The 16,664-nt window shown below is 37.2% G+C and carries 11 protein-coding genes and 1 pseudogene; 4 read left to right on the top strand and 8 right to left on the bottom strand.

Annotated features, from left to right (window positions below; translation table 11 throughout):
* Positions 1-18: 18 nt before the first annotated feature.
* Positions 19-1,269, bottom strand: a complete 1,251-nt coding sequence (locus I2F17_RS05105; RefSeq protein ID WP_196422468.1) for a NupC/NupG family nucleoside CNT transporter — start codon at positions 1,267-1,269, stop codon at positions 19-21.
* Between the two features lie 454 nt (positions 1,270-1,723).
* On the opposite strand from I2F17_RS05105, the gene rbsK reads away from it, so the two are divergent.
* Complete coding sequence (gene rbsK / locus I2F17_RS05100) at positions 1,724-2,659, top strand: ribokinase (protein ID WP_211139251.1); 936 nt, start codon at positions 1,724-1,726, stop codon at positions 2,657-2,659.
* A gap of 113 nt (positions 2,660-2,772) precedes the next feature.
* Here rbsK and I2F17_RS05095 read toward each other — a convergent pair whose 3' ends face one another.
* The 4 genes from I2F17_RS05095 to I2F17_RS05080 form a co-directional block, all read right to left on the bottom strand.
* Positions 2,773-3,957, bottom strand: coding sequence for a lactonase family protein (locus I2F17_RS05095; RefSeq protein WP_211139250.1), 1,185 nt, complete (start codon positions 3,955-3,957; stop codon positions 2,773-2,775).
* Positions 3,958-4,162: 205 nt separating this feature from the next.
* Positions 4,163-4,498: a hypothetical protein gene (locus I2F17_RS05090; RefSeq protein ID WP_196422471.1), complete on the bottom strand. Its 336-nt coding sequence runs from the start codon at positions 4,496-4,498 to the stop codon at positions 4,163-4,165.
* Between the two features lie 42 nt (positions 4,499-4,540).
* Entirely contained in the window at positions 4,541-9,049 is a 4,509-nt protein-coding gene (locus I2F17_RS05085) for a translocation/assembly module TamB domain-containing protein (RefSeq protein WP_211139249.1), read from the bottom strand.
* 19 nt (positions 9,050-9,068) lie between these two features.
* Positions 9,069-11,756, bottom strand: a complete 2,688-nt coding sequence (locus I2F17_RS05080) for an autotransporter assembly complex protein TamA (RefSeq protein ID WP_211139248.1) — start codon at positions 11,754-11,756, stop codon at positions 9,069-9,071.
* Positions 11,757-11,911: 155 nt separating this feature from the next.
* Between I2F17_RS05080 and I2F17_RS05075 the strand changes: the two genes are divergently transcribed.
* Positions 11,912-13,231 carry an MFS transporter gene (locus I2F17_RS05075; protein WP_328705919.1) on the top strand — a complete coding sequence of 440 codons (1,320 nt, stop codon included), beginning with the start codon at positions 11,912-11,914 and terminating at the stop codon, positions 13,229-13,231.
* Between the two features lie 3 nt (positions 13,232-13,234).
* Positions 13,235-13,870 (top strand): 2-polyprenyl-3-methyl-6-methoxy-1,4-benzoquinone monooxygenase, encoded by a 636-nt coding sequence (gene coq7 / locus I2F17_RS05070; protein WP_196422475.1) that lies wholly within the window; start codon positions 13,235-13,237, stop codon positions 13,868-13,870.
* Positions 13,871-13,883: 13 nt separating this feature from the next.
* Here coq7 and I2F17_RS05065 read toward each other — a convergent pair whose 3' ends face one another.
* From I2F17_RS05065 to I2F17_RS05055, 3 genes are read right to left on the bottom strand one after another with little or no spacing between them, the layout of a single operon-like run.
* Positions 13,884-14,327, bottom strand: coding sequence for a 2-amino-4-hydroxy-6-hydroxymethyldihydropteridine diphosphokinase (locus I2F17_RS05065; RefSeq protein ID WP_211139246.1), 444 nt, complete (start codon positions 14,325-14,327; stop codon positions 13,884-13,886).
* Positions 14,299-14,679, bottom strand: a complete 381-nt coding sequence (folB, locus tag I2F17_RS05060) for a dihydroneopterin aldolase (protein ID WP_211139245.1) — start codon at positions 14,677-14,679, stop codon at positions 14,299-14,301. Before folB ends, I2F17_RS05065 begins: the two co-directional genes overlap by 29 nt.
* Before the next feature lie 32 nt (positions 14,680-14,711).
* A complete protein-coding gene (locus tag I2F17_RS05055; protein ID WP_211139244.1) occupies positions 14,712-15,986 on the bottom strand; it encodes an ABC1 kinase family protein in 1,275 nt (424 codons plus the stop codon).
* Between the two features lie 570 nt (positions 15,987-16,556).
* Here I2F17_RS05055 and I2F17_RS05050 point away from each other — a divergent pair.
* Positions 16,557-16,664 (top strand): annotated as a pseudogene (locus I2F17_RS05050) (IS982 family transposase); the annotation flags it as partial.

The raw sequence follows: 16,664 nt of genomic DNA, 5'->3' as shown, positions 1-16,664 counted from the left end.
GCCCAACAAAATATTTATTTATAGTGCAAATGACAGGCAAAGCCCCGCGATTGTAGCACTCATTAAATTTGATAACGTAGCAGCCAATAGTGCACGAAATGCAAGCTTAGATAAAACAGGGCTTAAACTTGGTTCAACTACACTAAATGCACCGACCACAATACCAATCGAACTAAAGTTTGCAAAACCACATAAGCCAAACGAAATAATTGCTGCTGCATGAGGTGAAATGGTTTGATCTGCTAAATGAGGTGCCAAACCAAGATAAGCAACAAACTCATTGATTGCCAATTTTTGACCAAGTAATGACCCTGCAAGTGATGCATCGTTCCAATCCACTCCCATTAAATAAGCCAATGGTGATAAAACATAACCAAAAATAGAATTAATTGATAAATCATTAAATCCAACGAGTCCACCTAGCCCACCAACAATCCCATTGAGTAAAGCCAATAAACCCACAAAAACCATCACAACTGTTCCTACGCCAGCTGCTATTTTTAAGCCAAGCATAGAACCACTTGCAGCAGCTTCAATAATATTGGCAGGTTTTTGGTGACCAAACGTTAATTCTTTGATTTCAACTTGTGTTTTTTCTGTAGCGGGGCTAAGTAAACGAGCAAACAAAATACCGCCAGGTATAGCCATCAGTGATGCTGCAAGCAAATACTCTAATGGAACCCCCATACCTGCATAGCCTACAAGCACAGACCCAGATACTGCTGCCATACCACTACACATGACTGTAAATAGCTCATTTTTATTCATTTTTAATAAAAATGGACGCAGTGCTGCAGGCAATTCATTTTGCCCAATAAAAATTGTTGTGACAGCAGCAAACGATTCAACTTTACTAATACTTAATATTTTTTGAAATGCACCACCCAATAATTTAATAAGAAAACCCATAATTTTGAGGTAGTACAAAATCGAAATTAAAGCAGTGACAAATACAATGGTTGGAAGAACTTTAAATGCAAAAATAAATCCCGCCCCATTAAATACCGTATTCATTTGTGGGCCAACCAATGCACCAAATAGAAAACTACTGCCCGCATCTGCATAACTGATGACTTTATTAAAACCCACCGCTAATTTTTCAAATAAATATTTTCCCATAGGAACATATAAAATTAAAATTCCTAACGCAAACTGTAATCCTAGTGCAGGTAAAATAGTACGCAATTTAATCAGGCGCTTATTATTTGAAAATATATAACCAATCAGCAGTAAAACCAATATTCCAATTAAGCCACGGTATTCAGACATATTTTTCTCCGTAACATAGCCCCCTGTATTGGCTCATATTCAAGCCCAAAGCAACAGTTATGCTACAATATTTAAATTAAACAATGTGTATGTAATGTCAACATTTTATCTTGACCGAACATCAGATACTTTTATCAAAGCAATAATTAAGCCAAGCCTTTAGCAAAACACATACAAAAAAGAAGCAATTAAAATCAAGTGTTTTGAACGAACACTTGATTTTAATTGCTTCTTAAGCGAACACAATTTATCAAATTATCAAAAAAATATCGACCCTTTTTATCCAATCTGTTTTTACTCGTTCAGCTTTTACACGGATTTAAAGCAGATGGTATAGTGTCGTTCATTTATACGTCATTCCAAAATAAAAATAAAAACAGATCAATATCAAACAGTGAAGAACACCTTGAAAAAAGGTATCATTCACCACAAATGAACTCAAATCAGGCAATGTATGACTACTCACTTAAAAAAAAAGCTCGTTGTGCTTGGTAGTATTAATGCTGACCATATTCTTAGATTAGAACACTTTCCCCACCCTGGGCAAACCTTACACGGTGAATCATATCAAGTTGCATTTGGTGGCAAAGGGGCAAATCAAGCGGTTGCTGCAAGCCGTAGTGGTGCAAATACACATTTTATTGCCTGTGTAGGACACGATGACATGGGGCGATCTATCAAAGCACAATTGAATAAAGATCAAATTAATACTCAAGCTGTCGCGTGTATAGACAATGAAACCACAGGTGTTGCGTTGATTTTTGTGAATGCCTTGGCGGAAAATTGTATTGGTATTGCTTCGGGTGCAAATGCAAAACTTTCTAAAGAGTATGTACAAACACAACAATCACTCATTGCTTCTGCAGATTTACTTTTGGTTCAACTTGAAACACCAATTGAGAGTATTATTGAAGCATGTACAATTGCCCAACACGCAGGCGTTCGCGTGGTTTTGAATCCTGCACCTGCACGTGAGCTACCAGAAGATTTACTCAAATTGGTTGATATTATTACCCCGAACGAAACCGAAGCGTTCAGCCTCACAGGTAAAACTATTGATCATGAAAGTGATGCCGCAGAGGCTGCCAATATCTTACATCATAAAGGTATTAAAACAGTGGTTATTACTATGGGATCACGCGGTGTATGGCTCAGTGAAAAAAATCAAGGCCAATTAATTCAAGGCTTTAATGTCAATGCTATTGACACAATTGCCGCTGGAGACACCTTTAATGGTGCATTTGTAACTGCTTTATTAGAAAATAAAACACCTGCTCAAGCTGCTCAATTTGCCAATGCAGCTGCAGCAATTTCTGTCACACGCCAAGGTGCACAACCGTCCATCCCTTGGCGCACAGAGATTGATACTTTTATTGCACAGCATGCATAAATAAAGGGGCACACTATATAAAGATGCCCCTTTATCACTCACTGTGAATTTACTGATGTTTTATTCCAATACAGCCTTAAATGATCGATGAATTCATCGATCGTTTAAGACCATTAAGGGATAAATTTGATATCAGTCGGTTGTCCAATTTGCAATGCAATACGTGTTGGTGTGAGTGCACCTGTGGTTTTATTTCGTTTGAATTCACTCACTGTATGAGAGTTAACATTTGAAACGATTAAATAATTTCCAGATGGATCAATTGAAAATGCTCTAGGCTCTAGGCCACTACTTGCATAGCGTCCAACCAATGATAAACGTCCTGTATTTAAGTCAACTTTATAAGCCACAATTTCATTGATCTCTTTGCGGTTACCTACATACAAGAACTGCTGGTCTGGTGAAAATGCAAGACCTGATGCACTTTTATGAGACTCGTGCCCAGTTTCAGACAGTTGAACTCGTTGAACCTCATGGAGCTTATTATTTTTTTCTTCAAAAACGGTCACTTCTGCAGACATTTCAGTCGTTACATATGCATATTTACCATTTTCAGAAAAAACAAGATGTCTAGGACCGCTTCCTTTAGGGAACGTTAAATCTTTAGAGGTATTCGCTTGTAGTGGTGATTTTTTAGTTGGGTGATAGTCATATGCTTTCACCAAATCTGCACCTAAATCTGCTGCATACAGTGTTTTTCCATCAGGTGAGAACGTCACAGAATGCGCATGACCCGATGTTTGACGCCCAGCAACCACATTACTACCATCAAGATATGGAATATTTTGTACTGCCTCACCTAGCTCACCATTTGCAAGGATAGCTAACACAACAACACCTGAGTTTTTAGGGGCAACAGAATAGTTAGCCACTAAAAGAAACTTACCATCGGGTGACAAAGTAGAGTGAGTTGGATGGTCACCTAAACTACTTACATCATTTAATTTTTTCAGTTTGCCATTTGCCTCAACTGCAAGTGCAGTGACTCGGCCTTTCTCCATTTCATTGGTGACATAAGCAAAACGATGATTTTTCGAAAATGTGATCCAAGATGGATGGTCAACTTGTAATTCACTAATTGGAAGCAAGCTACCATCTTGATTTAATTGTACTGTATAAATCCCTTCACTAGCGATGTGTGCTGATACTTTAGAACCTTCTGGTAGTCCAGTCCACGTACCCACTAAGAATTTTTGTCCTTGTTGAACCATACTGTTATTCTCCGCAAACGATGTTGTACCACTTAAAAGTGGTATAGATAAACTTAGTGCAACAAATAATTTACTTAATGGTTTCATACTCTACCTGACAATGTAAAACAACTCTGTTTTTAGTTTTTAAATACGTTAGCTAATCAACTGCATAGACTTAAAGTATGCTTAAAATAATAGTTTTTTATTGATCATCAAACAAGCTATGATGTGCATAAAAATGTCACTCTTTTGTGACAAAGCATATGATCAACTATAAAAAAGCCATCAATATTGATGGCCTTTTGAATGATTATGGGGTTTGAGTTAAGCACTGCTCATAACGATTTTTTGAAAAATCATCCATGGCCTGTTCTTTTTGCTGCATTTGCGCATAAATCGGAATTTGATACGCTTCTTCAATTAATCCCGTCAAATACTTTTGTGCATGGACTTGTTCAACTTTTTTAACATGTTCTAATGCAGCATCTTTGGTAATATCTTGCTGGCGATCTGTCATAATGTTAAATGCTGCACCTTTTGCAGATTTACAAAATCCTTCCCAAGCTTCTTTATCGGTCATTACTTTTTTTTGACCACAACCTACAAGACTCAAAGCAACTAAGCCAAACAAAAACACTTTTTTCATCACCACTCCAATAGATCACACTTTACTGTTGTAAGGTGTTCATTAAAACCGCCAATTGTAAAATACATCTACAGCTCGCTCGACAGATTCACTCGCCTCTAAGTACAGACGTTTGTTCATTTGATATCTTAAGGTTAATTTATTTACTGCTGTAAATACACCCATACCATATCTTAAATATAAATCTGGAGTAATATACCCTGTAACACTCACTTGTGTATCATCACCTGTGCCTTGTGCATCTAGAGCTAGCCCACTTAAACCAAAAGCATGGCCTAATTGATTGGTAAATGCGCGTGTTCCACCTAGACCTAAACTAAGACCTGCAGCAGCAAGAGTATTATTAACATCTGATTTAAAACCTTCTGTTTGACTTAAGCTACTACTTCCTTGATTAATCCGTCCTGTTAATAATGCATTAAGTGCTTCTTGTTCAGACAAACCACCGTCGTTATATATTTGAATATTTGGCGTAGATGCTGTACCTGTAATACGCACACCAAGTGTTGTATTAGATATTTTTTTCGTTGTATCAATATCTAAGGTTGGGTTGGCTAACGGACCATTGAATCGAGCAATCGCACGATTTAAATCAAGGGTTTGTCCGTAAGATTCAATTTTTACTTTTTGACTAATGCCAATCGCACCATTGGCACTCATGGCTGTTTCCAAGCCACGTTGTGATAAGTATAGTCTGCCAGTGAGTGGAATACGGCTATTAAAGCCTTGAAAGATCACACGATCACCCAAAGAGAAATCAATATCTGCTTGAACATTCCACGGTTTAGCAGCTTTTAAAATTGCTGTTAGATCTTCACCGCCTCGAACAACACGGGCATCTGCTGACACATTAATCACATCTGGGCTAGTTTCTGGCATATTAATAATCGCACGTGGCACAGTAATATTACCTTTAACCGTCACACTTCGTTGATTTGGATATAAATCAACGTTCATTTCTGTATTAACAAGTGCAGTGATTAATGGGGCCTGTTTAACCAACAAGTTTTCACCTTGCAACTTCAATTTGACATAAGGTTCATCACGCCATGAGACTTGCCCATCTATTTTACCAAGACCAGGACCACTGTTAAAGATACCCATAATTGTGGCTTGATCTTGGCGTATTGCTGAATACATTTGGATATTATTTAAATTTACAGGTGTAGAGATCATGCTAATCAGTCCATCTTTTAAGCGTAAATCTCCTGTAATTAAAGGTTTGCTGACTGTTCCATTAATTTTAGCTGCAAAGTCTAACGTACCACCTATACGGCGTGCGTCAGGTATAAATGGTTTTAAGAACTGTAGATCAACCTGTGAAAATGCAGCTTCACCTTGCATAGGCAACTGGTCTTTATATGGATCGATAATTACACTTGCATATCCATTACCAATATTTTGTGTTTTTACATCAAATCTTAACTGCAACCCTTCTGCAACACTTCGTGCAAGTAAGCTCATTTGTTGATAACTGGTCGTGGTTGCACCATCATCAGGATCATCTGATGTCATACCAATACGGCCATTTTGTGCCATAATTTTTGCATCTAAATGCGGAGATTTTCCTTTTTCCCAATTGGCTTTGGCATAACCATTTACTTCACCTGTCATCGCTAAACCATCTGGCATAAACGCAGCAAAATCACTTAAATTAAGACGATTTGCAATAAAGGAGATATTCCCTTTTTGAGGGCTTGCTTCCACAGGCTGATCAAAACAAAGTTGACTTTGATTACTTGCCCAACAGTGTTCACTTACATATAAACTTTGATTTGCTGATTTATACACGACATTGGCATTTTGTTGTTGCTTAAGCGATGCTCTTAATGAGTCAAAATTACCTTGTTGGATTTGCCCAAGCCAGTCATGATTTTGATTAAACCCACCATTCAATTGCACGTATAATTTGGAATATTTATTCCACCCTTGCACACTCACTACATGTGCTTTAGGTGTACCTGAAATCGTTACTGCACCATATTGTATTTGGCGTTGACCGTAGTTTAATTGGTCAATTTCTGCTTGTAATTTGGTTGGTGTTGTTTCAGACGTTGGTAATTCACCACGTACACGAATTTTTTCAATATTAAGTTGATCACCAAAACCAAAACGATCGATATTTATATTTGCGATTGCTTGTAGAGTTGGCTCTGTTTGCATATCGACCACCCCATAAGCACGTCCTCTTAGGCCTGTATAAATTCGATTTAAATAGGGTGCATTGAGTTTTAATTGTAATTTTTGCGCATTGCCTGTGACTTGTGCTTGGTTACCTGCATAAGCTAAAAATAAATCATTGGCTTCAAATTGTTTTGGAATCAATGTTTTATCTTTAGTGTTCATCACAAGGTTGAGTTTACCTTTACCACGTAAAACCTGATTATTAATTGTGCCTGCTAAATTCAAATCATTAATACTGATTCGCTGTGCTTTATCTACCCAAACACCTGTTGTATTCACGACACCTGATACTTCACCACGAATAGCCGATGAAAAATATTGTGGTTTAAAGCGAATTAAAGACGCATTCATATCCCAAGCAATGCCTTGAGCAAAGTTCACTTTACCGTTTGCAAGTATTTTTCCTGCAACACCATCATGTTGAAAACGATTAATTTCAACGCTATTCGGTGTACCTGAGATTTTAAAACTCAACAAGCCATCTGCACTTTGGTATTGACTCGATTGTAACTTACCATCGTATACAACACCGTAACCTTTTAAACCACCGCCTTGTTTTTCATCATGCATTAATACAGCTGTCGTACTTTGCCCCGTTAAATGTACGGTTTCTTTTTGCTGTGCGAGTTTTCCTGTTAAATCTATACGGTCAAGTTGAATAAATTGATCATTATTTTTTGCATAACCGTTTGCATGTATTTCACCATTTAACACATCAATAGGCGCACTGACAGATACGGTTTGCGGATTAAAGTTTTTCGCCACCAATTGTGCAGCCCATTTTAATTGCTGTTTTTCTGTTGGTACATCTAATTGAGCGTGACCTGTTAACCCACCTTGTGGCGTCACAAATTTGAGTTCACTGACATCAACATGGTTATTTTTTAAGGTTGCTTTGGTTTGGTATTGTCCTTCAGGTAACATAGACTGTGCATGTTGCAATACCTGTGCAGAAGCAGAGAGTTCAACATCTTGATTTAAAAGGCGAACATTGGCTTCACCTTGCGGACTATTTAACCAGCCTATAGACGGAAATTGGCGATTCATATTGTTCCAATGAAGCATCACATTTAATGGCGCTGATAATTTTGGATCTTTTGATACCCCCTGATCGAGTTGAACTTTTATCTTTTCATATTTGTCTAAATCAACAAATGCATTTAAATGCAATCCTTGTTCTAGTGAGCCTGTTGCACCAAGTTTGCCATTCATAATAGGTGGTAGATATGGCTGTATCTGCTGTGGAATCGATTTTTCAGTCGCTTTTAAATCTTTAATTTGTCCTTTAACATTCCATGCAAGGGCTTTATCCCAATTTAAAGTACCATTTAAATCGAGTGAGCCACCCATTAATTGACCTGTAAATTGTTTAATATTGAGCTGATGTAAATAATCTACATTGAGTTGACTTCTATATTGTCCTTTTGGGACATCTGTACCCTGTAGATCCGTGCTCAAATCCACGTTCATTTCTGATGCTGAACCGTGTAAACGTGCAATACCTGATGACGTAAAAAGTTTTTGTTCAGGTGCAATCGGCCAATGGTATTGATTGAAATTCAGTTGCCCTTGCATAGGCACATTATCTCGTACAGGATGCAATAACATCCGACCTGTAAGTAAGTCAGGTGTACTGACGGCAAACCCTGTAGCCAATGCATCTAAAGTGCCTCTGGCATCAACAAAAATATCTTTGATGTTTATCGCATGCAATGACGGCAAATCAACTTGTGCTGTTACATGTAGAGGATATTTTTGCTGAAAATCCATTTGACCTTTGGCTTTTTTCACAAAAACTTGATCAGCAATACTAAGTGATGTATTTCTAAAACTGAGCTGTGTATTTTGCCATAACGTATTATTTAAAATAATATTTTTGATTTCAGTACTAGATGTTGTCGTTTTTAATTCTAGTCGATCAACACTGGCATGATCTAAACGCAAGGTGACTGGCATATTAATCACAGCAAAATCAAATGGTGTATTGGTTGGCGGTTTATGATTAACAATTTGGAGTTGTTGTATATTGGCTTTATAAAAATGAACTTCTTTATTTAAAATGGCTCGCCAACCAATCACCACGTTAACATGCTTCATGTTGACATCTAAATCAGTCAAATGAATATTAAGACTTTTAAGAATGAGTCCTGATAAAAAACTACCGCTATCGTACTCATAGGTCATCATACTTTGATTTTTCAAGACTCGGTCGAGTAAAAACTGACTTCCTTTATCTGTGGAAAACATGACAGCCAAGGCAAAAAATAAAACAATAAATGTGCCTAAAACCGACCAAAGTATGCGTTTTAACCAACTGCGCTGTGGTGAAATATGTTGTTGTTTTTTAGTATCTTCAGGCATTGTCATTGCACAAGTTATCCCAAAATCAAAGTTGTGAACCAATAAAGAAATGTAGTCGAATTGGATGGCCTGGATCAGATATACCCGATGCGATATCTAAACGAATTGGACCAATCGGTGATTTCCAACGTATACCCACGCCTACACTATAAGCAATTGGATTACTGAAATCTTTATTATACGCATTACCAAAATCAGTAAATGTGGCGGCTCTCCAACCCTCTTTAAATTGGTAATTATATTCTAGTGAGCCTACGGCCAATGCTTGACCACCAATTTTGTACCCACCCACTTCAGGAGAAAGACTCTTATAATCGAAACCTCTTAAACTTTGATCCCCCCCTGCAAAAAATCTCAGATTATATGGAACATGGTCAAAGTCATCGGTAAAAATGTAAGCTAAATGTGCGCTACCAATAAATTGATGGTTGTAATTTTCACCTAAAGAATAAATACCTGCCCAATCTGTGCTTAATATGGCCATATTGGCATCAGAGATCACCGATTTAGAGCCCAGTTGTAATTTGTAACTTTGCTTAAAGCCTTTAACAGGGTTAAGTGGGTCATTGCTATCTGTTCGTGAAATTTGATAACCCAAAAGCAAAGCTTGTTGAGTTGGACTTGAACCCGGACGTAAAAATGCACTCGGCACATTTAATTCATTCACATCACCAATTTGATGTATTTTATCTAAACGATATCGAAAACCAAAGGTGTGTTGCCATCCACCAAATGGATTACGTATAACTCGTTCTGCACCTGCAATCGCAGTTTCCGTGGTAAGACTCATACCGGGGCCAACCCCCGAAAATTCTTCACGCTCGTAACCACTAACGAGATTAAAATAATCATTAATCGGGTGTTTATACGGAATCGTATAGTGAGTATCTATGGCTTGTCGAATTTGTGACACTTCCATATTGGCATCAAAAGAATGCCCATAACTGTTCACAATGGCACGACGATATTGTGTACGCAAACGAACCCCTGTATCTGTACCATACCCTATACCAACCTCTGCACTATTTAGCTTGTCGGCATTAATAGTGACAATAACAGGTACTGTTTTGGTTTGTCTGACACGTGCTTTTTGTTCATTAGTATCGTCGACTTGTTGTTGCGTATCTGCTTGAACCGTTTGATCTGAACGCTCTTGAGCACCTGCAAAGCCTTTTTCATCTGCAACAGTTTGTTTTTTGACAACTTCGTCTGTGTTGGTTTTTTTATTATCAATTTCTTCTGTGGTTGTATCTTGTAAGCTATTTTGAGCTTGCGTTTGCGTGATTTTCTGTTCATCAACCAAAGCTTGTATATCTGGTGGTAATTCTTGCGGTTTAGAAATCGGATCAGGCTTCACTGTTTCAACCAAACTCCAATTAAAATAACGACTATTGGTCAAATTATTGGCTAAGGTATTCACACGCCAAAATGCATAATCATCTCCACTTTTCCATGGCACCATGCTTTTTAATACACTCATTCTTAAAGGAATCGATTTTTTTGAGTCACTCATACGAAACTCAACATCGCCTAATTTATAACGCTCTCCTGTATCGTACCGCAAATTAATATCTGCTTTATTTTCGGGGAGTTTTATTTTCAGGTCATGTAATTTCCAGTATGCATCAAAAAAACCATTGTCTGATGCCACATCAGTAATACGTAATTTGGTTTTCTCGTACTTACCTTGGTTCAGGATATCTCCAACTTCTAAATCAGGCAATAATCGTATTACTTGAAATTGAGCAAGATTTTTACCTGCACCAAAAAAATCAATGTTTTGAGTGTCTACTAGAACCGGTTGATTCGGTTCAACAATCACTTTTACAACTTTATTGCTCACTCGTTGAAATTTAAATTTAGCATCATAATAACCAACTGCTTGAGCGGCTTGTTGTACCTGTGCTCGAAGCTGTGGTAGCGCTGTACTTTCGTCCTCGAAAGCCTCTTGTGTAAATGTAGACAGCTTATTTTTAATATTGGTTGCTAAAAGTGGCGGTGCGCCTTCTACCTCTGCAGTAATCTTAGGAATGACAAATCCATCATTTTGCCCTGGTTTTAAACGATTAAACCAACGCTTAAATACATTTTTTTCGGGTGGTTGCTGTGGCTCAATTTCAAAAGTTGTGTCATTAAAAATAGCCCCTCTTTTTGCTTGTGAGTCTGCATCATTGGCACGTGCTTGTGCTAAATCTTGATCATGCGCACTTTGAATGTTATTAATAATTTGATTAACTTGTACGGGTTGTGACGTTGTTTCCGTAAGTGTTTGCATGGTTTGTGAAGACATTTGGCTATTGACTGCAACACCTTGCTGTCTGTTGTTTTCAGCCTGCTGTTTGGCTTGCGCAGCTTCACTTAAAATCTGCTGTGCCATCGTGGGGTCAACAGTAACCGCAGGCAATTGATCCAATTCACTTAAACTTATAGGTTTAAAATCTGTCAATGTTGGGTTTTGTTGTTGCTGTTGTAACAGTTGCATACTGTCTGTGTTGCCACTCATTGGTGCAATATTGTTTTGCTGAGCTGTCGTTATCGGTGTTTGTAACTTAGACTGTTCTAATGCAGGCGAAGTGTCTTGGGCAGATGCTGAACTGACCGTACAACTGGTCAACAAAGCAATACATATTAAATGGGGTTTATCATCTATTCTTAATATGGAGTGGACATGCTGAACAAGTCGCAATTTTTTAAAATGTGTTTTTAAACGCATAGCGCACAACAACCCGTTTTTATTGTCAAAATGATATCTGTCTTTGTGATTGCACAACAAAGCTGTATACAGATCAATGTTTTTTATATCATACATGATTTTGTTCGTGAGATAATCTGTTATCAATTATTATGTGACTTTTTTGAGCACCCCTCATTATGGAAGAAAAATCATCTTTAATTACATCAAAACGATTTTTACCCATGTTTTTAACCCAATTTTTTGGTGCATTGAATGATAATGTCTATAAACAGTCATTACTTTTGGTCATCACTTATGGTTTGATCCAACATAGTGGTAACAATATTAGTTTTTTAAATAACTTAGCTGCACTTTTATTCATATTGCCTTATTTCATTTTTTCTGCCACAGCCGGTCAAATGGCTGATAAATTTGAACGAGCTAAACTAGTTCGCTCAATTAAAATTCTTGAAATTATTATTATGCTTATTGGCTCTTGTGGTTTCTTGTTTGGACACATTAGTCTATTGTTGTTTGCGCTTTTTCTTATGGGCGTACATTCTACTTTTTTTGGTCCCATCAAATATGCCATCTTACCTGAAATTTTAAAACCACATGAATTAATGTCAGGTAATGCTCTTTTTCAAACAGGAACCTCTTTGGCTATTTTATTTGGTATGATTTTAGGTGGAGCAATTATTTCTTTTTCTGGTGGTAACCTTGTTTGGGTATGCATTGAAGTTGTTCTTATTGCTTGCTTAGGCTATTTAGCTAGTCGTTTTATTGAGACTCAACCCATTAACGATTCATCGCTTAAAATAGATTGGAACTTTTTACGCACTAGTGTACAAACCATTCAATATGCTAAAAACATTCCAATTATTTATCTGATTTTATTAGGAAATTCGTGGTATTGGTTTTATGGAGCATCATATTTAACTCAAATTCCTGAATTAACGCATCAATATTTAAATGCCTCAGAAAATGTAGTGAGCTTATTGTTAACCCTCTTTTCAGTGGGGATTGGTGTCGGATCTTTATTGTGTAAAAAAATTGCAGGCACTGAAGTTAATTTTAAAATGGTACCTATTGGTGCAATTGGATTGACAGTATTTGCATTTTATTTATCAATTGCTTTACATTTCACGCCAAAATCGGCCACTGTTATAGGGCTCACAGATATATTTACGCAAGGTCAAATGTACTACCATGTCATGCTTGCCATTATTTTGTTAGGAGTTAGTGGAGGATTTTATATTGTTCCACTCTATGCCCTAATGCAAGCATACTCTCCTCGCTCGCATCGTGCTCGTGTTGTTGCTGCAAATAACATTTTCAATGCCATTTTTATGGTGGCTTCTGCTTTGTTTTCAATGATTATTTTAAGTCTACTCAAGATAGACATGACGATTTTGTTTTGTATTACTGCTATTTTTAGTGCATTCTTTTGCTTTTGGCTCATTCGTAGAATACAGCCTTTACTTATACAAAAATCTATGACTGTAGAGGATTAATTTATGCGTCATTATTCAACCATTGACCGTTGTATTCAATCACTAGATCAAGCGGTACGTAGTTTAGTTCCCGGTGCGACCACCGCACATCGAACTAACCCAGCACAAGATGCTGAGTCTAAATTATCGATACATGAAGCACGTCATGTTGCAGGGTTAATGCGCGTTAACCACAGTGGTGAAGTGTGTGCTCAAGCGCTGTATCATGGACAAGCACTTACAGCAAAGCTTCCGAATGTACGTCGGGAAATGGAACATGCAGCGATAGAAGAACAAGACCATTTGGCATGGTGCGAGGAACGTTTAAAAGAGCTAGAAAGTATCCCTAGCTTACTTAATCCGCTTTGGTATGGTGTGTCTTTTGCTATGGGTGCGATTGCAGGGGCTGCAGGTGACAAATATAGTTTAGGGTTTGTTGCAGAAACTGAACGTCAAGTGAGCTTACATTTAGAAGAGCACCTTGAGCAATTACCAAAAAATGATCAACGCTCTCGTCAAATTTTAGTACAAATGAACGAAGACGAACTACAACATCGCGATACTGCACTTGAAGCAGGTGGTGTGGATTTACCTAAATCTGTTCAAGTCAGTATGAGTGTGGTTTCAAAGCTCGTTACTAAAATCAGTTACTATATTTAAAAGATGTATCATTTTACTCATAAGTTTCTTCATACCTTCGTTTTTTATAATCGTACTGATGATTCACATAAAATTCCTTGATGGGTAAAATTTCAGACAGTGGCACTTTAACATCTAATGCAAAAGGCATTTTCTGCAGGTTAAATTGCCACGGTTGTGCATGAGTGTCTTTCCACGCAATTAAATCAATATCTAAAGAAATTTGATGTGACGGTCGAACTCTCCCTGTTTTTTCTTCAAGGCTTTTGATCAATATTGATACTGTTTTTTGATCTAAATGACAGGATTCAAATACGCAGGCCGAATTCAAGTAGTCTGCTCCAACACCATCTCTACATTGCATTTCATATGCAGAAGAGATCGCAAGGAGTTGACCGTGCTGTTTTAATTGTTGTAAAGCCCAATTTAAATGCCGATCTGCATTTAAATTACTGGCGAGTGCGAGGGCAAAAATCATGGCGTTTTCGCTCTAAACAAATTCCCACAGCTTGTGCCTCAGGAATAATTGCAGGTTTACGAATCGTAATGTGAATACATGTTATGCCTTCAAACGTTGCAAACAAGCTCTTCATTACCAAATAAGCAGCATGCTCGATTAGCTTCGGTTGTGCTTTTTGAATAACTTCACGGCTCAGATCACAAATCTCTGCATAACTAATCGTATCATTTAAATCATCTGACTGACTTGCAACAGATAAGTTATAACTGACAATCAAGTCTAACAATAATGGTTGTTCAATCTCTCGTTCCCATGCAAAACAGCCAACAACGGTTTTAACATGTAAGCCTTCTATTAAAATTGTGTCCACAAATGTTCTCTAGGTCTAGTTTTTAGATAAACTCATGAATGCTGTAGCATATTTAGTCGCTGATCGGCATAGATGTCTGTATATGGTGCAAGCGTTTTCATAAAACGATCAAAATAAAGAATTTGTTTAAAGAGCAAAGCAAAATCTCGTGGAAAACGAATGCCATGACGTTCGCCAACAGCAACTATATCTAAAATCATATGGTTCAAATCTGCAGGATTACTCGATAGAATTTCTTGTGGATCGGCAAGCATCACATCTGTAAATAATCGCTCAATGTCTTGAGCAAGCAACGTGGTATCTACCTTTTGTTTGGTCATGCCCATATGCAACATACTTTCAGCCATAGAAATGTAGTTGGTGTGTTGCAACGCATCCATAAATGCAAGAGATGCTGACCAAACTTGTGGCGCAAGCTGTCCTACAATTCCAAAATCAATAAAACCTATTCGACCATCTTCTAACAACATCACATTGCCTGCATGCAAATCTGCATGAAAGCTTTTACATGCAGTTAAACTTCCAAACCATGTGTTCATGGTGGTAATTAAAACTTGTGAGGGATCTTTACTATATTTTTTAACTAAATTAAAGTCCGTGAGTGATACACCATACAATCTCTGCATCGTCAACACACGGCGTGTAGAGTGCTGTAAATATACTTTTGGTGCAACAACATCTTGAATACGGCTTTCTTGTAAATAGTGGATAAAATCATTGAGATTATTTGCTTCTTCAATAAAATCGACCTCCCTGACCATTCGGGTTTTTATTTCTTCGACAATATCTGCAATCGAGGCAAATTTAACTTTAGGTACAAATTTTTCTAATAATTTTGCAGACCAATGTAACACACTTAAATCTGTATATAGTGTGTTTTCAACATGTGGCTTTTGTACTTTAATAACAACATCTTCACCCGTAACCAAACGTGCGGCATGTACTTGTGCAATCGAAGCAGATGCTAATGGTACTTCTTCGATATAAGCAAAAATATCTTCAATAGGACGCTGAGGAAACTCTTGCTTGAGCACACCTTCAATATAACTAAATGGAAGCTTAGGAGTTTGATCTAAACATCCTTGAAATTCCTCAACAAACTCTCTTGGAAACAATGATGGTGTACTTGCAATAAACTGACCAAGCTTAATATAAGTTGCACCAAGGTCTTCAAATGTTTCTCGCATAAGCTTTGCAGGTGTCGGCTTTTTTAAACCATATTTTACGCCTGCACGTGCTGCGATGATGGCCGTTTCACTTACACGAGCAACAGAGCGCATGCCATTAAAAAATATATCTTTTTTCATCATCAAGAAATGCTAAAAACCATTGTGTTTTGAGTGTAACAAAAAAATACCCGTTACACTGCATTTGATCACAAAATTATTCGATAACAAAACCCAACCACCACGTCAAAAAACCTGTAATTCCACCAATGCCGACTTAAACGTAGTAAAAATTGCAAATAACCTAGATTTTGTTTAAGTTTTTATTTTAACCTCAATTATTTCTGCCATATAAAATATGTCTATGGGGCATCTACTTTACGTTATTCACGATTTTTTGGTGAATACTCTCTGCTTTGCGCTATAAAATACCAAATAGCCCGAATCTTAGGCAATACATACAAATAGGTTTATATTTGAGATCTACTTATCTAAATGAGCAATTTTTCCTAACGATCTTGCATTACAAACAAAGTGATTTCACTAAAAAATAAGTACTCGTAACAGCAAGTCAATGCAATATAAATATTTTTATGGCTAAAAGATATGAATGATTAAACAACCCGAATCCTGTTTAAGGATTTATTTGAAAAAGCCAAGGATTAGAGCCATAAGTTGAGTTACTAGACACGACTTACCACTCTAATCCTCATGACTGATATTACTGCTTTATTCTGTACCATTGATGATTTTTTTATAAAATTTGAATCCACTTATTTGAAATTTCTAAAACAGAATCAATACTTCAAACGAATACGA

Source organism: Acinetobacter baretiae (assembly GCF_015627105.1).
GTDB lineage: Bacteria > Pseudomonadota > Gammaproteobacteria > Pseudomonadales > Moraxellaceae > Acinetobacter > Acinetobacter baretiae.
This window is presented reverse-complemented; position numbering and strand designations above follow the sequence as displayed.